15 protein-coding genes and 1 tRNA gene are annotated in these 18,830 nt (G+C 71.4%); 1 reads left to right on the top strand and 15 read right to left on the bottom strand.

The window, feature by feature from the left end; all coding sequences use genetic code 11:
- Window positions 1-20 precede the first annotated feature (20 nt).
- The 13 genes from MTES_RS15915 to MTES_RS15855 all read right to left on the bottom strand — a co-directional run bounded on the left by MTES_RS15915 (window position 21) and on the right by MTES_RS15855 (window position 15,516).
- A complete protein-coding gene (locus tag MTES_RS15915) occupies window positions 21-2,090 on the bottom strand; it encodes a PTS fructose transporter subunit IIABC (RefSeq protein WP_013586306.1) in 2,070 nt (689 codons plus the stop codon).
- 18 nt (window positions 2,091-2,108) lie between these two features.
- Complete coding sequence (locus tag MTES_RS15910; protein WP_013586305.1) at window positions 2,109-3,074, bottom strand: 1-phosphofructokinase family hexose kinase; 966 nt, start codon at window positions 3,072-3,074, stop codon at window positions 2,109-2,111.
- Window positions 3,071-3,853, bottom strand: a complete 783-nt coding sequence (locus tag MTES_RS15905; RefSeq protein WP_013586304.1) for a DeoR/GlpR family DNA-binding transcription regulator — start codon at window positions 3,851-3,853, stop codon at window positions 3,071-3,073. The genes MTES_RS15910 and MTES_RS15905 overlap by 4 nt, the downstream gene beginning before the upstream one ends.
- Window positions 3,854-4,020: 167 nt before the next feature.
- Window positions 4,021-4,596: an ArsR/SmtB family transcription factor gene (locus tag MTES_RS18610; protein ID WP_013586303.1), complete on the bottom strand. Its 576-nt coding sequence runs from the start codon at window positions 4,594-4,596 to the stop codon at window positions 4,021-4,023.
- A gap of 71 nt (window positions 4,597-4,667) precedes the next feature.
- Entirely contained in the window at window positions 4,668-8,213 is a 3,546-nt protein-coding gene (locus MTES_RS15895) for a S8 family serine peptidase (RefSeq protein WP_013586302.1), read from the bottom strand.
- 12 nt (window positions 8,214-8,225) lie between these two features.
- Window positions 8,226-9,923: a glucan-binding protein gene (locus MTES_RS15890; RefSeq protein WP_013586301.1), complete on the bottom strand. Its 1,698-nt coding sequence runs from the start codon at window positions 9,921-9,923 to the stop codon at window positions 8,226-8,228.
- Window positions 9,924-10,049: 126 nt separating this feature from the next.
- Complete coding sequence (locus tag MTES_RS15885) at window positions 10,050-10,484, bottom strand: hypothetical protein (RefSeq protein ID WP_013586300.1); 435 nt, start codon at window positions 10,482-10,484, stop codon at window positions 10,050-10,052.
- 108 nt (window positions 10,485-10,592) lie between these two features.
- Window positions 10,593-11,579: an alpha/beta hydrolase family esterase gene (locus tag MTES_RS15880; RefSeq protein ID WP_013586299.1), complete on the bottom strand. Its 987-nt coding sequence runs from the start codon at window positions 11,577-11,579 to the stop codon at window positions 10,593-10,595.
- 85 nt (window positions 11,580-11,664) lie between these two features.
- On the bottom strand, window positions 11,665-11,901 hold the full coding sequence (locus MTES_RS15875) for a hypothetical protein (protein WP_050901804.1): 237 nt from the start codon (window positions 11,899-11,901) through the stop codon (window positions 11,665-11,667).
- Window positions 11,902-11,948: 47 nt separating this feature from the next.
- A complete protein-coding gene (locus MTES_RS15870; protein WP_013586297.1) occupies window positions 11,949-12,635 on the bottom strand; it encodes a hypothetical protein in 687 nt (228 codons plus the stop codon).
- 101 nt (window positions 12,636-12,736) lie between these two features.
- Window positions 12,737-12,808, bottom strand: a tRNA-Gln gene (locus tag MTES_RS15865).
- 226 nt (window positions 12,809-13,034) lie between these two features.
- Window positions 13,035-14,549, bottom strand: coding sequence for a glutamate--tRNA ligase (gltX, locus tag MTES_RS15860; protein WP_013586296.1), 1,515 nt, complete (start codon window positions 14,547-14,549; stop codon window positions 13,035-13,037).
- Window positions 14,550-14,559: 10 nt separating this feature from the next.
- Window positions 14,560-15,516 (bottom strand): LysR family transcriptional regulator, encoded by a 957-nt coding sequence (locus MTES_RS15855; protein ID WP_013586295.1) that lies wholly within the window; start codon window positions 15,514-15,516, stop codon window positions 14,560-14,562.
- Window positions 15,517-15,596: 80 nt separating this feature from the next.
- Here MTES_RS15855 and MTES_RS15850 point away from each other — a divergent pair, with 80 nt between their 5' ends.
- Window positions 15,597-16,679 carry an aminotransferase class V-fold PLP-dependent enzyme gene (locus tag MTES_RS15850; protein ID WP_013586294.1) on the top strand — a complete coding sequence of 361 codons (1,083 nt, stop codon included), beginning with the start codon at window positions 15,597-15,599 and terminating at the stop codon, window positions 16,677-16,679.
- On the opposite strand, the gene MTES_RS15845 is transcribed toward MTES_RS15850, so the two are convergent.
- Both MTES_RS15845 and MTES_RS15840 read right to left on the bottom strand, forming a co-directional pair.
- Window positions 16,667-17,920 (bottom strand): MFS transporter, encoded by a 1,254-nt coding sequence (locus MTES_RS15845; protein WP_013586293.1) that lies wholly within the window; start codon window positions 17,918-17,920, stop codon window positions 16,667-16,669. The two genes, MTES_RS15850 and MTES_RS15845, sit on opposite strands and share 13 nt — an antisense overlap.
- Window positions 17,913-18,680 (bottom strand): fumarylacetoacetate hydrolase family protein, encoded by a 768-nt coding sequence (locus tag MTES_RS15840; protein WP_013586292.1) that lies wholly within the window; start codon window positions 18,678-18,680, stop codon window positions 17,913-17,915. Before MTES_RS15840 ends, MTES_RS15845 begins: the two co-directional genes overlap by 8 nt.
- Window positions 18,681-18,830: the final 150 nt, after the last annotated feature.

Raw genomic sequence — 18,830 nt, 5'->3', positions numbered from 1 at the left:
CCTTCCGATTCGACGGGGTGTTACGCGGCGACCGTGGCTGCGGGAGCGGCCTCGGTGACGGCGGCGTCCTTGGTGCTGCGACCGAGACCCTTGAGGGCCACGACGATCAGCGCCGTCACGACGGTACCCGCCACGATTGCGAGGGCAAAACCCCAGAAGGGGTTGATCGCGAAGAAGACGAAGATCCCGCCGTGCGGGGCGAACGACTGCACGCCCAGCAGCATGCTGAGACCACCGGTGATCGCACCGCCCACCATCGAGGCGGGGATCACGCGCAGCGGGTCGGCCGCGGCGAACGGGATCGCGCCCTCGGAGATGAACGAGGCACCGAGCAGCCACGCGGCCGCACCGTTCTCGCGCTCCACCGGCGTGAACTTATTACGGGCGAGAAGCGTCGAGGCGAGGGCCATCGCCAGCGGGGGCACCATGCCGGCGGCCATGACCGCGGCCATGATGAGGTACGGAGCGGTGTTCGTCTGGGTCGCCGCGGCGAGGCCGGTCGTGGCGAAGACGTACGCGACCTTGTTCACCGGGCCACCGAGGTCGAAGCACATCATGAGACCGAGGATGACGCCGAGGACGATCGCACCGGCGCTGCTGGCGGCGAGCGAGGTGAGACCCTCGGTGAGCGCCGCCATGAGGGCAGCGATCGGGCGGCCGAGGAACAGGATCATCAGCCCCGAGGCGAAGATCGAGCCGAGGAACGGCACGATCACCACCGGCATGAGGCCGCGCAACCAGCGCGGGGCGTCGAAACGGCCGAGCCACCAGGCGATGAAACCGGCGAGGAGACCGCCGATGATGCCGCCGATGAAGCCGGCGTTCATGAGCACGGCCACGGCTCCGGCGACGAAACCGGGAGCGATGCCGGGGCGGTCGGCGATCGCGTAGGCGATGAAGCCCGCGAGGACGGCGACGATGAAGCCCATCGACGTCGCACCGATCGTGAACGCGACCGAGCCGAGGTACTGACCGATCGGCCCGAGCGGCGAGGTGATGTTCTCGGTGGGGAGGTCCCACAGCGAGTTCTGGATGATGACGTTCGCCGCGTCCTTGGTGACCTGGTAGCCGCCGAGGAGGAAGCCGAGGGCGATGAGCAGACCGCCACCGGCGACGAACGGGATCATGTAGCTGACACCGGTGAGCAGCCAACGCTGGATGCGGCGACCCACCGACTGCTGCGCGACGGGGGCGTCGGACGCGGATGCCGCGGCGGCACCGCCCTGCACGCGTGCCGCGTTGGGGTTCTCACTGGCGGCGAGGGCCTCGGCGATGAGCTGCTTCGGCTGCTCGATGCCGCGCTTGACCCCCGCGCGGACCACGGGCTTGCCGGCGAAACGCTGGGGCTCGCGGACGTCGACGTCGACCGCGAAGATCACGGCGTCGGCGTCGTCGATCACGCTCTGCGGAAGCGCCTTGTAGCCGCTCGATCCCTGGGGCTCGACGACCAGCTCGACGCCGTCCGTCTCGGCGCCCGCAGCCGTGAGCGCGTCGGCGGCCATGAAGGTGTGGGCGATGCCGGTGGCACACGCGGTGACGGCGACGATCTTCTTGGTCTTCGGCGCGGTCGCGTTGCGGGCCTCGGCGCGCGTGGCGGCGGCCGGCGCCGCGGACGTCTCGGCCGGAGCGGCCGCGGGCGCCGGGTTCACGGCATCCGTGATGATGCGCACCGCATCCGCGGGGGTCTGCGCGGCGCGCAGGCCCGACATGAACTGGTCGTTCATGAGGCTGCGGGCCAGCTGCGACAGCACCGCGAGGTGCGCCTCGTCGGCGCCGGCGGGCGCGGCGATGAGGAACACGATGTCGGCGGGGCCGTCCGGGGCGCCGAAGTCGACGCCGGGCTTCAGGCGGGCGAATGCGAGAGTCGGCTCGGTGACCGACGCGCTGCGCGCGTGCGGGATGCCGATGCCGCCGGGCAGGCCGGTCTCGTCCTTCTGCTCGCGGGCCCAGGCGTCGTCGAACAGCTCCTGCGCGCTGGTCGCGCGACCCTGCGCGACGACGCGCTCGGCGAGGGCTCGGATCACCGACTGCTTGTCGGTGCCCAGGGGCGCGTCGAGAGTGACGAGCTCCGGAGTGATGATGTCGGACATTGTCAGTGACCTCCGTGGTCAGGATGTTGCGATGGGGGTGGAGAAGTCGGAGACCGCGATGGGACCTGCGGGCAGATCCGCCGGTGTCGGGGCCTGGGTGCCGGGCAGCGTCGCGGCCGCGGCGCCGTAAGCGATGCTGCGGGCGAGACGGTCGGGGGCCGTGGCCCCCTCGAGGTCGGCCAGCAGGTAGCCGGCGAGCGAGCTGTCGCCCGCCCCGACCGTGCTGGCGACCTGGATCTTCGGGGCGCGTCCGCGCCAGGCGCCGTCGGCTGAGAAGAGCAGGGCTCCGTCGGCTCCGAGCGTGACGAGCGCGGATGCCGCGCGCTCGGGCACGAGCGTCCGCGCCCGCCGCGCGGCCTCGACGAGAACGTCCGTGTCGGTGGCCGCGTCTTCGCCGACCAACTCGGCGAGCTCTTCGTGATTGGGCTTGATGAGGTCGGGGTGGGCGGTCTCGACCACGGCCGCGAGAGCGGGGCCCGAGGCGTCGACCGCGATGCGCGGGGAGGCGCTCCCCCATCGCTCGCGCACGGCGGCGATGAGGTCGGCGTAGAACGACGCCGGCACACCGGGGGGCAGGGATCCCGCGAGAACGAGCCAGGTCGCCCCCTCGGCGGCAGCGACGACGCCCGCGACGAGCGACGCGGCCTCGGCCGCCGAGAGCTCGGCGCCGGGGAGGTTGAGCTTGGTGGTCTCGCCCGACGGATCGGTGATGGTGAGGTTCGCTCGCGCGCGGCCCGCCACCTCGACGGTCTCAAGGGCGATCCCGGTGTCTTCGAGCAGCATCCGGTACGGGTCGTGGCCGTTGACCGGCACGACGGCCCGAGCCGGGGCACCCGCCGCCGTGACGACGCGGGCCACGTTGACACCCTTTCCTCCGGCGTCCTCGCGTGACGAGAGGGCGCGCTGCACCTCGCCCGGGGCGAGTGCCTCCGCGAGCACGACGGCACGATCGGCGGAGGGGTTGGCGGTCAGGGTGACGATCATGCGACACGCACCTCCACGTCGGCGTCGGCGAGGGCGTCCGCCAGGGGCGCGGCGGGCGACGCGTCCGTGACGAGGACGTCGATCTCATCGAGACGGGCGAAGCTCACGAGCAGTTCCTCTCCGAATTTGGCCGCGTCGGCGACCAGGACGACCCGGCGCGCGGACTGGATGATGGCCGTCTTGACGGCGGCTTCCTCGGGATCGGGGGTGCTCAACCCGAAACCCGCGCTAAGACCGTTCGTTCCGACGAAGGCGATGTCGGGACGGAGCTGCCCGATCGCACGCACCGTGTGCGCCCCGACCGCGGCGGCGGTGACCCCGCGCACGCGCCCGCCGATCGTGGTGAGCGAGAGACGCTCCTCCCCCGCGAGCAGATGCGCCGCCTCGAGCGAGTGCGTGACGACCTCGACGCCCGTGCTCGCGCTCAGCGCGCTCGGAAGGGCGGCGGCGACGGCGGCGGCGGTCGTTCCCGCGTCGACGAAGACCGAACCGCGGAAGGTGGAACCCAGCACCGCGGCGGCCGCGGCGGCGATCGCGCGCTTCGCGTCGCCCTGGCGTTCGCGGCGCTCGGTGAGCGTCGACTCGGCCGTGCTGGCCCGGTCGACACCGACGGCGCCGCCGTGGACGCGGCGGAGCGAACCGGTCGACTCGAGACGGTCGAGGTCGCGACGGACGGTTTCCGTGGTCACGTCGAAACGACGGGCCAGGTCGACGACGCTCACGCGTCCGACCTCGCGCAGTTCGCGCTCGATGAGCTGTTGGCGCTCCATTGCGTACACGGGGATCTCCTTCGAGGATTCCCACACGATACAACACGAACCCACACACAGCAACAGAAATGCCACATGGCTTTCCGGCACGCCGGATGCCGAGCCCGGGCGCTGCACGGTCGCGCTCGGTCGACTCCCGGCATCCGGAATCGGGCGCACTCGCGGCGCCCGGGGATTCAGTCCTCGGGCTGTACCTTCTCGGGGACGATGGACCACATGTAGCGTCCGCGACGGAAGTCGCCTTCCTCGGTGCGGTCAGCGCTGAGGGCTTCGAACTCGTCGAAGACGTCCATCACACGGTCCTGGAGCTGCCCGACCTCCTCGGCGCTGAGCAGCAGCTGCCCGGTCCGCAGCACCATGTAGACGATGTCGGCATCCGGAGCTCGCACCGAACGCGCGGCCAGAAGTTCTTCCATGCGCTGACGCATCGGCGTCAGGCGCGAATCGATCAGCACCATGCGCTGGACGGCGTCGGACTCGACGCTCGCGACCAGCGAATAGCTCGGTGCGGCCGGCAGCCAGGGGCGCTCGCGCCCATCCGTGGACTCGCCGCGCCGGATGAGCCCCGTGGATTCCGCGGCACGCAGGTGGTAGCTCATCGCGCTCGGCGTGAGACCGACGAGCTCGGCGAGTTCGGTGGCCGTCGCCGGGCCCTGACGTCGGTACAGCTCGTCGACCACGACCATGCGCAGGGGGTTCGCCATGGCGCGAACCGCGCGGGGATCGGAGATGACGAGCGTCTGACCGGACATGACGTCCCAGTCTGCCGCGTCGGCGGACGCCGCGCACCCCGAGGGACGCGCGACGCCCGCCGTGGCCGTGCTCAGGACCGCTGGCGGCGACGCCACACGAGGGCCGCTCCCGCGACCAGCGCGGCGGCCGCACCGGCGCCGAGCCACACGAGCGCGACCCCGTCCAGTCCGGTCGAGGCGAGAGCCTGGGGCTTCGGCGAGGCACCCGGCGGGGTGGAGCCTCCGCCGTCCGGGTTCGACGCCGACGGGCTCGGGGCCGGGTCGGTCGGCGTCGGTGTCGGTCCCCCGGCGATCGTCGGGGTGACGATCTCGGCGCGGGCGTCGCCCTCGCCGTGCAGGTGCAGCACAAGCACCTGGGGCGCCGCGTCCCCCGCACGGGTCACGGGAACCGATCCCGCCGCGTCCGCGAACATCGCGGTCCCGCTCTCACCGAACGACAGCGCCGGAGCGTAGGCGTCGATGGTGGCGGCATCCGTCTGATCCACGAGCGCGCTCTGGTACCCGCCGTCGAACGCGGGGTTGTAGTACGAGCGGGTCTGCGCGAGGTAGCGCACCGTCGTCTGCGTGGTCCCGGTCGTGTAGCCGAGCGCTTTCAGCGAGGTCGACATCGTCAGGACGGTGTTGTCGAACACGTTCGTCCCCTGGTCGCCGAACACGCCGTTCACGGGCCGTTCCTCGATCAGGTCACCGGTCACGGCGTCGATCGTCATCGCCACGGGCACGTCCCCGGCGTCGCCGGGCTGCACCTGCACGATGAAGTCGGCACGGGTGTCACCGTTGACGTCGAGCTGCACCATAGGCCAGGTCAGGGGCGACATCCGCGCCCATTCGCCGTCCATCTGCAGTCCGAACGTCAGCACGCCCTCGGTCGGATCGTCCAGCAGCGACGCGGTCGACGAGGCACCCACCGCGAGGATGTCGGCGCTCTCCAGCGTGTGCTGCGCCGACGTGTCCGGGAAGGTGTCGTCGGGGTCGGTCGCTCCGAGGATGAGCGGCACCATCATCGAGCGGTACCGCTCGCTCCCCTCGCCCTGGTCGAGCCCGCGCCCGTCGATCGTGAGCGTGCCGCCCGTGCCGTCGAACGCGAGTCCCTCGGCATGCGTCTCGGAGTACGGCCGCGGAGCCGAGTACACGGCGAGACGCACGGGATAGGTGCCCGCGGGGCCGGTGGCCTCGAGCACTCCCGAGGCGTCGGCGAGGTACTGCCGCGGCGCTCCCCCGGTCTGCGATTCCATGGTCGGGTCGAGCGTGCGACGCAGAGCCGCCGGGTCCTCGATCCGCAGAGTGAGCGTCACGTCGACGCTTCCCCCGGCGGGAACCGTGACGTTCGCGGGGCTGACCTCGTAGGCGACGCCGGGCGTCTCCGTGCGCGGCGAGTACCGCAGGTCGAGGGTGGCGGCATCCGTCCCGTCGTTGCCGACCGAGACCGTGCGCGTCTGCACGACGGGTTCGGTGCCGACGTCGATCACGCCGAACGACGCACTGATCAGGTCGCCGTTCTCGACCGATCGCAGGTCGATGTCGCCCTCGACGGCGGCCAGCGCATCGACGCGACCGACGCCCACGCGAGCGGGGCCGTAGGCGATCGGGTTCTCCCCCGCGGTGACGATGTCGTGCGCGGCCGTGTTCATGACCTTCTGCTTGACGCGCTCGGCCGACCAGTCCGGGTGCGCCTGGACGACGAGGGCGGCGACGCCTGCGGCGTGCGGGGCCGCCATCGAGGTGCCGCTGAGCACCTCGAGCCCGGTCCCGCTGCCGTTCCCGGCCGAGACGACCGAGACTCCGGGCGCCGACACGTCGGGCTTGAGCACGTTGTCGATCGACCCGTGCGTTCCCCGGGACGTGAAGGATGCCGCGGTGTCCACCCGCGAGGAGTCGAACACCTCGATGGTGCGACGCAGGTCCGAGCGCATCTCGATCACGAGACGTCCCTCCTCCATCGCGGGGCGGAGGGCGTTCGTGGAGTCACCGGTGAGCTGGGCGCCGGGAATCGCGGAGTTCCCCGCGATGCCGTTCTCGAAGGAGTTGGCCTGGCTGGTCAGCACGACCCCCACGGCACCCGCGTCGTCGGCGTTGTCGAACCGCGTCGCCGAACCGCACGCGACGTCCGCGTCGTCCCACTCGAGCCAGACGATCTTGCCGGCGACGCGCGGGCGGTCCGCGGCGCTGAACGGCTTGCAGCCGTCCGCGTTGGTGGTGTCCGACAGGGCGACGACGTTGCGGGCGACGTCGAAGTCCCAGCCGTACTCCTGCGAGTACTGGACCTTGATCTTCTCGGCGGCGTTCTGCGCGGGATCACCGACCGTGGCCAACGCCGCGTCCGCGAGGCCGTGTCCGCTCGACGACGCGGCGACGGTCAGCGCGCCCATCGTGGTGCCGGGGCTGCCCGCGATGTCGGTGACGTCGCCGGAGTTGCCGGCCGCGACCACCGGGAGCACTCCCGCGTCGACGAGCACCTGGAGCTTGGCGTTGTCGGGGTCGTCGATCGCGCCGTAGTTCGTGCCCAGCGAGAGGTTGACGACATCGATGGAGGTTCCGGATGCCACCTTCTCCGCGATCCACTCCAGCGCCGCCCCGGTGAGAGAGGTGCTGCCGCCGTTGTCGCCGAACACCTTCAGCGCGACGAGACCGGCTTCCGGGGCGGAACCGGGGCCGATCGAGAACTGCGAGCGGACGCTCTCCGACGACAGCGTCGTGTAGTCGCCCCGGAACGTCCGGGAGTCCTTGTCGACGCCGAGTCCGACGGCGGTGCCGGCGACGTGCGTGCCGTGGTTTCCGCCCGGGCCGTCGATCGGGTTGGCGTCCGGGCGCGGGATCGGGTCGTACGCCGGGGTGCCGTTCGCACCGTTGTACGAGGGGCCGGCGAAGTCCCAGCCGCCGAGGTACTTGGCGGCGTCGAACCAGCTCGCGTCGGGCGCGTCGGTCGAGGCCAAGGCCTGCTGGTACGCCTCCGTGGTGCCGGGTCCGCCGAAGTCGGCGTGGGTGTAGTCCACCCCCGTGTCCACGACGGCGACCGTCACGTCCTTCCCGGTACGACCGGCCTGCTGCCACGCGTTGACCGCGCGGGTGAGGGCGTCGGAGGCCGCGTTCGACGGCGTCGCTCCGTCCGCGGCCGGAAGCTCGATCGACTGCGACACGATGCGCGAGACCTTCTCGACATCCGAGCGCTCGGCGAGCTGGCGAAGCGTGTCTGCGTCGGCGCTCACGGCGATCCCGGGCACCGAGTAGGTCGAGGTGTAGAGCACCGTGGCATCCGGATCGATCTGTCCGAGAGCGTCGGAGACGCGCTCGGTGACCTCGGCGTTGCGCGCGGCGGTCTCCGCCGCGGCCGCGGTCGCCGCGTCTTCCGGCGCGCCCTGCGCCCGGCGCGCACTGCTCACGCCGAGGGCGCTGTCGCCGCGCGTCTGGACGAAGACGTCGACCTTCCCCACGGCGGACAGGACGGAGTCGGGCAACGGCGTCCCGCTGCCGGGGCCGGCGGGGGCGAGGGCGATCTCATCGAGACCGGCGGGGGCGGCCCCGGCGGGCAGAGCGGCACCGAGCGACAGCGTGGTCGCGAGGAGGCCGGTTCCGACCAGGGCGCAGGCGCGCGAGCGCGCCGAATGTGGAGTGATCATGGGTTCCTGTATTCAGCGGGTCGGGACGGTCGGGACGGGCATCGCCGGGTCCGGCGCGAAGTCCTCGAACGGGTCGGGGGTGGGAGTCGGCGACGCACTCGGCGACGGGGCCGGAGCCGGTGTCTCGGGCGCGACCGGCGAAGGCTGCGGAGCGACGGGCGCCTGCTCGACGGGGGCGAGACGCGTCTCCGGCGTGGGCGAGGCCTCGGGGGCCGCGGCCGGGGCCGCCGTCACCTCGAGCGGAAGGTGGGCGTTGTATGCCGCCGCTCCCCCGCCGCCTTCGATCCACACGGTGTAGGTTCCGGCGGCGAGGGTCTGCAGCGTGACCAGCGGCAGGGAGAGCACCCCATCCGCGCCCACGTTCACGTAGGCGTCCGCGCCGACGAGCAGGGGCTGACGCTCCCACGCGGCGTTGCGCAGCGACACGCGGAACGACGTGTCCGGGGTGATGTCCCGCCCGCGGACGACGACACCCGCCGACGGGTCGGCGAGAGCATCCGCGCTCACCGTGCCGGTCGAGAGGGAGATCTCGGATGCCGGAGCCGTCGGGTTCCCCGTCACGCGGAACGTGCCGGAAGCGTAGTCACCCGTCGTGGTCGATCGCGCCGTCACGGTGTAGACGCCCTCGGGGATGCCTTCGGGGCTCGTGATCGCGTTGCTGTGGTGCCCCTCGCCGTTGGTGCGCGAGATGCCGAGCGACGCCGTGTACCCGCGAGAGGTGGTCAGGAGCAGCTCGTACGTGTCGAAGGCGAGGAACCCGTCGAGCGTGAAGCGCATGCCCGGCTCGGCGACGAAATCGGCGACGGAGATCTCGGAGCTTGCGGGAGTGACCTTCTTGTCCGCGACGCGCTCCGCGCCGGCGGTCACCTGGAACGTCGCGGATCCGCTCTGACCCTCGTCCGCCGAGATCAGGCTCACCAGCCACGTGCCCACCTGCGCGTTGACCGAGTTCATCTGCAGCGAGTACGAGAAGTCGCCGTTCTCGTCGGAGTGGAGCCCCTCGTTCTCGCCGACGCCGACCATGGTCGTATCGGGCATACCGAGGTTGAAGAACACCTTCGTCATCGGGGTGAAGCCGCCGGCGTGGATCGTGACGGGTGCGTCGAGGAAGGCGTCTTGACTGATGGTCACGGGGTCGGTCGACACCGTCAGGGCATCGGTGGTGGCGGTGACACGCAGGAGCGCCGAGCCCGCCTCCCCCGCCGACGAGGTGACGGTGATCTGCGCGAGTCCTGCTTCGGGCCGCGTGTTCTCGGGGTCGACGTCGAGCGTGCGCACCTGGGTGACGACGTTCCCGTCGGCGTCGGCCGTGACGGGCGCCCAGTGAAACGTCGTGCCGGAGGCGAAGACGATCCCGATCTCGACCTCGGCCCCGGGCGTGAGGCCGTGCGCGGTCACGCTCACGCCGCCGGCCCACAGCCAGTACTGCTCGATGCTCGACACGTCGAGCGTCACCGGCACCCGGGTGTCGGCCTCGGGGGCGGCGGCGATGACACGGCTGTCATCGATCGCGGCGGTCGCCTCCGTCTCGGCGAGCGAGAACGAGCCGGAACGATCCAGATCGGCGACGGATGCCGCGACCGCGGCGTTCGAGTTCGGGTCTGCGGGAGCGGGAGAACCGCTCTGCGCGACGGCGACGGTGCCGGCAACGCTGCCGACGAGCACGACGGCAGCGAGAGCCGCGCCGGCGGTGATCCAAGGTTTCTTCATAAGGGCCTCTGGGTGTACGGATGAGATGCGTACAGTGAAGCACGATATGAAGGAATTTTTCATACTTTTTCGCGACCATTCCCGGACGTAACACGATCGTCACAGGCCGGGCGCGGCGCGAGCCCGCTAGGGAGCCACGACGGAGATGCGGAAGGAGATGTTCTTCCCGTCCGGTCCCGTCAGGGTGGCATCCGTGGTGCCCGTCGCCCGCGCGATGTAGCCGGGATGGAACGTCGCTCCCTCCGAGGCCCCGCCCGCCGAGAACTCGGCGATGGTGCGGTCGGCGGTCGTCCCCGTCCATTCGGCGTCCGTGCCGTCGGGCGCGGCGATCACGAGCGAGGTCCCGACGATGACCGTCACGTCCCGCCCGTCGAGATCGCCCGGCGACACGAGCGTCGGCGGAAGCGCCTGCGCGCTCGCCGACGCCCCGGGCTTCACCGCCGACGAGGACGAGCCGATGTCCGCTCCGCCGGAGGACGACGAGTCGGCGGCGGGTGAGCAGCCGGCGAGGAGGAGAGCGGCCGCAAGAGCCCCTGCCACGATGAACGACGAACGCTTCACGTCAGACCTCCCCGGCCGGGGCCGCCCCGGCGCTGTTGTCCCGGATGCTACCCCGCTCGTTCCTGAATCCGCGGACGCGACGGGCGCTTGCTCCCGGAGGAGCCGCCGTCACCGCCGCGGGTGGTCCGCGAAGAAGGCGAGGACGAGAGACGTCGCCGAGATGGTCTGTGTCGTGACGCCGGGCCCGCTCGCAGCGACCGCGCCGGGCCACGTGTGGCCTCCGCCGTTGATGCGGTAGGCGATCAGGGCACCGCGCCCCTGGCATCCGGTCCAGGTGTCCTGGTCGACGTCGGTGCCGAGCTTCGTCCGCGTCGGCGTCGCGGCGCAGCCGTTTCGCTGCGACTCCCGCGCCAGCCATGTCGGGACGGATGCCAGGGGCGTCCCGTTGCGATCCCCACCCTCGAACGTGGTGATGGGATCGGCCGTGCCGTGGAACTCGATCAGGGGGACGGGTTCGGCCGTCGGGCATCCCGGATTGAAGGCGGGGTAGATCGCTCCGGCGACCACGGCGAAGGCCGCGATGCGGTGCGGGAGGGCGCACGACAACAGGGCGACGAATCCGCCGCCGTTCGAGATCCCCACCGCCGATACTCGATCGGTGTCGACGCAGTAGCGACCGGAGAGGGTGTCGATGAGTGCGGAGACGAACGCCACGTCGTCTGCGCCCGACGCGTAGGGCGCACCCTGCCACCCGTCTTTGGGCGAGCTCCCCACCGCCTTGGGGTAGACGACAAGGGACCCGCTGACTTCGAGGTCGCTGAAGCCCTCGAGAGCCCCCTGCGACATCCCGTGACCGTGGAACGCGAGGATGACGGGGGTCGGCTTCGTGGCGTCGTAGCCGCCGGGGATGTGCAGGAGGTACGTGCGGCTCTGTCCGTCGACGGTGATCGAACCGGCGGTCGTCGCGCCGACGGGGGCCGGCGGCGTCGCACCGCACCCGGAAGAGGAGGCGGCCTCGGGCGCCGGCGAACTGACGCTCGCACTCGGCGCGAGCGAAGGCGACGGGGAGAGGGTCGGGGTCATCGAGGGCGACGCACAGGCGGTGAGCGCCGCACCCAGAAGCACCAGAAGGGTGGCAAAGGGACGAACGCGCACTGCTTCACCCTAAGTCGCGCGCGCCTTCCCGTCCGAACCGGCTCACCCGCGGCGAGCGGATGCGGGCGCTTGTGCCGAGCGCCCGTCAGTCCTCGTCGGCATCCGGAGCGGGCGACACGTCGCTCTCGCGGGGATGCACCACCTCGAGCGGCACCGAGATCGACGAAAGGGGGACGTCCCCCACTCCCAGAAGACCGGCCGAAGCGGCATCCACGGGCCCGTCGTCGGGGAGCACCTCGGCCGGGCTCCGGGGCCGGAGGGGCTCGCCGGGGAGTCCCGCCCATTCACTCGGTTCCTCCGGACGCTGCATGAAGAGTCCCATGCACCTATTGTCGCGCGCCGATCGGGCGCGAGCTCCGAGACCCCGAATCAGCGCGCGAAGACGTACTGCAGCGCGATCCCTCCCGCCGCGTCGACGGTGACGTCCGCGCTCACGGTCATCCCGTCGACGGATGCCTCGGGCAGGCTCATCGTCTGCGCGACACCCTCCTGACGGCCCGCCTCACCGACTTTGCGCTCGAGATCCTCGAGGTCCGCCGTCGACCAGCCCCACTCCGTCGCCCGCTTCTCGAGGTCAGCGCGGATCGTGATCCACGTGCCGCTCGCGGCCGGCGTCACGGTCAGGGTCGCGAGCCGATCCCCCGACGTGGTGAGGGCGAAGGATGAGACGCCCGGGAACGACAGCACACCCTCGGCGCCGCGCACGTCCACGGTCAGAGGGACGAGGGTCTCGATCGGGGTGTCGCCGTCCGAAGGAAGACCGAGTTCACTCGCGGGAGCGGGGGCCACGACATCGACGGTGGCGAGGCGCTGGCGGTTGAGGAAGTCGAGGCCCGCGCGGTCGAAGCGCGACTGCCCGTCCGTGAGCTGCTGGTCGGCCGCGGGAGCCGGCGCCGCCTCGACCCACCACGAGTGCGACATCGCGTACGCCCCGAGGCCGGCGGCTCCGCAGATGACGAGGACGACCGAGATCGTGATCCAGGTGGCCAGGCGCTCCCGGCGCGCACGACGTGCACCCGGCGACGGGCGGCGCGGCGGTGTCGAGGTCGTGGTCATACGTCCTGCCTACCAGCGTCTTCGGACAGGCACCAGACGCGACGGCAAAGCAAAAGCCCCGGTTCTCACGCATTGTGCGCTGACCGGGGCTTTTCGTTTTGCTGGGGTACCTGGACTCGAACCAAGAACAACGGAACCAGAAACCGCCGTGTTGCCAATTACACCATACCCCAAGGCGGTGAGCCGTAACTCGTGCCGAGGATCAAGCTTACGTGACGCGCGGCCCTTCACCAAACCGGAGTCGGCCCGCGCGCGTCGCGCGGCACGACCGCGCTGCCGCGAACCACGCAGAAACGCGCGAACCTCGCAGGATCCGCCGGGGATTCTGCGAGGTCCGCGCGGTTCTGCGAGGTCGTGCGCTCCGCGCAGCGGGCGCGCTCCGCGCGACGCGCGCGACGCTCAGCCCAGGTGCCGCACGAGGGCGTCGAGGCGCCGCAGCGTCTCCGCCTTGCCGAGAAGCTCCATCGACTCGAACAGCGGAGGCGAGACGCGCCGACCCGTGAGGGCGACACGGGGCGGGCCGTAGGCGACGCGGGGCTTCAGCCCGAGCTCCTCGACCAGGGCCTTCGAGAGTGCCTCCTGCACGGCGGCGGCGGTGAACTCCGCGTCGGGCACGAGCTCGAGAGCGCCGACGGATGCCACGAGCACCTCGTCCGCGTTGGCGGGGAGGCCCTTCAGCGCATCTTCGGCGTAGTCGACCTCGGAGACGAAGAGGAACCCGAGCATGCCCGGGACCTCGCCCAGCAGTTGCACGCGCTCCTGCACGAGGGGCGCTGCCGCGGCGATGATCTCCCGGTGTTCCGGCGACGGCTCCTCGGCGATGTACCCCGCACCCGCGAGGTACGGAACGATCCGCGCGGCGAAGTCGTCGGCATCCAGCATCCGGATGTGGTCGCCGTTGATCGCCTCGGCCTTCTTCTGATCGAAGCGGGCCGGATTGGGGTTCACGTCGGCGATGTCGAACGCGGCGATCATCTCGTCGAGCGAGAAGACGTCGCGATCGCTCGCGAGCGACCAGCCGAGCAGCGAGAGGTAGTTGAGGAGGCCCTCGTGGATGAAGCCCTTCTCACGCTGCAGGAAGAGGTCGGCCTGCGGGTCGCGCTTCGAGAGCTTCTTGTTGCCCGTCTCGCCCAGCACCAGCGGCATGTGGCCGAAGCGCGGGATGAACGTCGTCACCCCGGCATCCACCAGGGCGGAGTACAGCGCGAGCTGCCGGGCCGTCGAGGGCATGAGGTCTTCGCCGCGGATGACGTGGGTGATGCCCATGAGGGCGTCGTCGACCGGGTTCACGAACGGGTAGAGCGGCACTCCCCCGGCGCGAACGAGCACGAAGTCGGGGAACGAGCCGGCCGGGAAGGTGACCTCACCGCGGATGAGGTCGACGTAGCTCAGGTCGTGGTCGGGCACGCGCAGGCGCCACGCGGGCTGACGCCCCTCGGCGCGGAAGGCGGCCTTCTGCTCGTCCGTGAGGTCGCGGTCGTAGTTGTCGTAACCGAGCTGCTTCGCGCGGCCGTTCGCCTCGTTGCGCGCGTCGATCTCCTCGGCGGTCGAGTAGCTCTCGTACACGGCCCCCGCGGCGACGAGCTTGTCGAGCACCTCGCGGTACAGCTCGTGCCGCTGCGACTGCCGGTACGGCGCGTGCGGCCCGCCGACCTCGACACCCTCGTCCCAGTCGATGTTCATCCACCGCAGCGCGTCGAGGAGCTGCTGGTAGCTCTCCTCGCTGTCGCGGGCGGCGTCGGTGTCTTCGATGCGGAAGACGAGTTTGCCGCCGTTGTGCCGGGCATAGGCCCAGTTGAACAGGACGGTGCGGATGAGACCCACGTGCGGCAGGCCCGTCGGAGACGGGCAGAAGCGGACGCGAACGTCGGCGCCGGAGGCGGTCGTGGTGCGGGGATCGGGCGTGGCAGACATCCCCTCGATCCTACCGGCGGGCGCCCCCGCGACCGGTGGGATGCGGATACTCGGCCAGCACCTCGTCCACCACCTCGAGTGCGACGCCGACCGCCGGCACGCGCTCGGCGCCGCGGGCGGTCACGACGTGCAGCGTGCGGGCCTCGGCATCCGGAAGCCGGGGTGCGGCGATTCCCGAGAGGAGCGGGAAGGATGCCACGGCCATGCGCGGCAGGATCGCGACCCCCACGCCCTGCGCGACGAGGTTCTCGACGGCGATGTAGTTGTCGGTCTCGAAGGCGATGTCGGGCACGAACCCCGCGCGGGCACACGCCTCGAGAAGGTGCCCCCGGCACTGGGGGCATCCGGCGATCCAGCGCTCGCCCGCGAGCCTCGAGAGGTCGATGGGACCCTCCGCCGCCGGGTGGTCGACGGGGAGCACCAGGACGGTGTCGTCGCCCCCGACGGTGCGTACGGACAGGCCGTTCGCGGCGAGGTCGAGCTCGCGCCGGTCGCCGGGATAGCTGTAGGTGAGCGCGATATCGGCGCGGTCCTCGCGTACCGCGACGATCGCCTCGGGCGGCTCCGCCTCGACGAAGCTGATCGAGACTCCTGGGCGCCTCGCGGTCACGGCGGCGATCACCCGCGGGACGACGGTGGACGACGCCGAGGGGAAGGCCGCGATGCGCACGCGCCCCGCCCGCAGGCCGCGGAGCTCGGCGAGATCTCCCGCCGCCGCTTCGAGAGCGGTCGTGACGACAGCCGCGTGCCGGGCGAGCACGCGCCCCGCCTCGGTCAGGCGCACGCCCCGGCCGACGCGCTCGACGATGGGGGTGCCGGCTCGGCGCTCCAGCCGGCGCAACTGTTGGCTGACCGCCGGCTGGCTGTATCCCAGGGCGCGCGCAGCCGCCGTGATCGAGCCGGTGTCGGCGATCGCCTTCACCACGCGGAGGGAGTGGGCGTCGAGGTCGTCGTCGGAATCGGTCATCCTGAAACATAAGCAGAGTGAATGTTTCTCATGCAACACCTGATCTAGTGCAATGCCGGGCGGCTTGGGAACCTGGATCCATGAGCAGCCTCGCCTCCCGCTTCGCCGGCGGCCGCGACTACCTCGCCGCCTGCACCCTCGGACTCCCCTCGCGCGCCACCGTGCGTGCCGTGCGCGACGACCTCGACTCCGCAGCATCCGGTCGCCCCGACGTCGCCGCCGCGTCCCGCGCCGTCGAGGACGCTCGCGCGGCGTACGCGCGTCTGGTGCACTCCCCCGTCAGCCACGTCGCCATCGGTTCGCAGACGTCGGTGATGACGTCGCTCATCGCCGCTTCGGTGCCCGACGGAGCGGAGGTGTTGTGCCCGGAGGGTGACTTCGCCTCGCTCGTCGCGCCGTTCGCGCATGCCGCGCGCGGCGTCCGGCTGCGCACGGTTCCTCTCGACGACCTGGCGGACGCCATCTGCCCCGACACCTGGCTCGTGGCGTTCTCGCTCGTGCAGTCGGCCACCGGAGAGGTCGCGGATGCCGCGGGCATCGCCGCCGCGGCGGCACGCGCCGGCGCGCGGACGCTCTGCGACCTCACGCAGGCCGCAGGCTGGCTCCCGGTCGACGCGACACTGTTCGACGCGACCGTCTGCCACGCCTACAAGTGGCTGTGCTGCCCCCGTGGGGTCGGATTCCTCACGGTGACGCCGGAGTTCGCCAGGATTCTGCGCCCGGTGCACGCGGGCTGGTACTCGGGTGACGATCCGTGGTCGTCCTGCTACGGCACCGGGGGCACTCTCGCGCCCGACGCCCGACGCTTCGACGTCTCCCCCGCGTGGCAGGCCTTCGTCGGTGCGGCACCCGCGCTGGAGATGTTCGCAGATGCCGACATCACCGACCTCTACGCTCACACCACCGGCCTCGCCGCGCGGTTCCGCGCCGGGCTCGGTCTTCCGGAACCCCAGCGCCCCTCGGCGATCGTGACGTGGCCGGATGCCACCGGTGACGCCCTCGCCCGTCTCACGGCGCGCGGCGTCACCGCGTCGGGGCGCGCGGGTCGGGCGCGCGTGGCCTTCCACGTCTTCAACGACGAGGGAGACGTCGACCGCGCGCTCCGCGCGCTCGGCACGATCGCTCCCGCCGCCGCGGCGCCCGCCCTCAGCTATTCGATCTGAGACGCCTCTCGCCTCCGAGCCACGACGGCTCCCGCGCAGACCAGCGCGACGGGCACGAACGCCCAGAGCGCGAGGCCGCCGTATCCGACGAGACCGAGGATCACCCCGGCGAGAACCGACCCGACCGCCGCGCACGCGGTCATGAGCGTGTCGCTGCGCCCCTGACGTCGGGGCCGCAGCGCGAGCGGCGTCGCCTCGGTCAGCAGCGCGGAGCCCGCGACCGTCGCCGCGCTCCAGCCGAGGCCGAGGAGGACCAGGGCGACCAGGACCCCCGCTTGCGACGCGGAGAACAGCGAAGCGACGATCAGAGACGCGGCGAGAAGCGCCTGCCCGAGCAGGATCACCGCGAGACGCCCGATGCGGTCGGCGAGGATGCCGAAGACGGGAGAGAGCCCGTACATGCCGAACACGTGCAGGGCGATCGTGACGCCGACGGCGAGCGTGACGGCATCCGGAGCCACGATGTGCGACAGGTGCACCGGAGTCATCGCCATGACCGACGCCATGGTGACGTGGGAGGCGGCGACCGCGAGCATCGCGAAGCGGGCGGTCCGCGGGCGGTCGACCTCCGGCGCTGCGACAGCGGACGACGTCTTGTCGCGATCGAGGCGCTGTGCGAGCAGCAGCGGGTCGGGGCGCAGCACGAGCACGTAGAGGGCGAAGGCGCACACCTGCGCGGCGAACGAGAACAGGTACGCGCCCGTGAGGCGCGGCATCCCGATGCTCGCCCCGACGAGCTCGCCGGGCGCGAGCAGGAGCGGCCCGACGACACCGCCGACCGTCGTCGCCCACACGACCGTGGCAAGGTCGCGGCCGCGGCGGGCGGTCGTCGCGAGATCGGTCGCGGCGAAGCGGGACTGCAGGGTGCCGGCATTTCCTGCACCGATGAGGGCGATCCCGGCGAGCAGCAGGGGGAACGTCCGCGTCGCCGCCGCGGTGATGACGACGACGATCCCGGCCAGCGCGGCGAGGTTGCCGGTCGTGAGCGCGAACCGACGCCCGCGGCGGGCGGCGAGTCGCGCGAGCGGGATCGCGGTGAGAGCCGCACCGAGGGTCACCGCCGCGGTCGCGAAACCCGACAGGGCTTCTTGACCCGACAGGTCGGCTGCCAACAGCGCACCCAGCGAGAGAGTCGCGCCGAAAGCCACGCCGGTGAGCACCTGCCCCGCCGCCAGCACCCGCACCGTCCGGCGCTGGGCGGCGACGAGGTCGATGCTCGCCGACGCGGCGGTGTCAGGCATCGCGCACGGCGTTGCGCAGCACCCCGATGCCGCTCACCTCGACCTCGACCGTGTCGCCCGCGACGAAGGGGCCGACACCCGCGGGGGTGCCGGTGAGGATCAGGTCGCCCGGAAGCAGCGTGAACACCGCGGAGGCGTACGCGACCAGGGCGCCGATGCCGTGGATCATGTCGGAGACGGGACCCTGCTGACGCACCTCGCCGTTGACGCGCGTGGTGATGGCAGCGGTCTCGAGGTCGAGGTCGGTCTCGATCACCGGGCCGACGGGGCAGAACGTGTCGAAGCCCTTGGCGCGAGACCACTGCCCGTCGCTGCGCTGCAGGTCGCGCGCGGTCACGTCGTTCGCGACGGTGTACCCGAAGATGTAGTCGCTCGCCTTCTCGGCGGGGACGTTCTTGGCGATACGCCCGATGACGACGGCGAGCTCGCCCTCGTAGTCGGTGTGCGAGCTGAGGCTCGTGGGACGCACGATCACATCGCCGGGGCCGATCACCGAGGTGTTCGGCTTGAGGAACATCAGGGGTTCGGCGGGGGCCGCACCGCCCATCTCGGCCGCGTGGTCGTGGTAGTTCTTGCCGATGCAGACGACCTTCGAGCGAGGAATCACCGGGGCGAGAAGAGCGACGTCGGCGAGCGGCACGCGCTCCCCCGTCGTATCGAACCCGGCGAACATCGGGTCTCCGGCGAGGACCACGAGCTCGCCGTCGTCGACGATCCCGTAGCGAATGGCATCCTGGTGGCTGAATCGAGCGATCTTCACTTCTTCAGCCTATCCACGGGCTCCGACAAGGCATCCGGATTCCCGCCCGCTCGCGGCCTGTGCGCGCGCCGATAAACGCTGTTCCGAGCGAGAAACGCGGTGTCGGGGCGTTTCTCCGCACGAGCAGCGTTTATCGGAATCGGGGCAGCG

This window comes from Microbacterium testaceum StLB037 (assembly GCF_000202635.1).
Taxonomy (GTDB): Bacteria; Actinomycetota; Actinomycetes; order Actinomycetales; family Microbacteriaceae; genus Microbacterium; species Microbacterium testaceum_F.
This window is presented reverse-complemented; position numbering and strand designations above follow the sequence as displayed.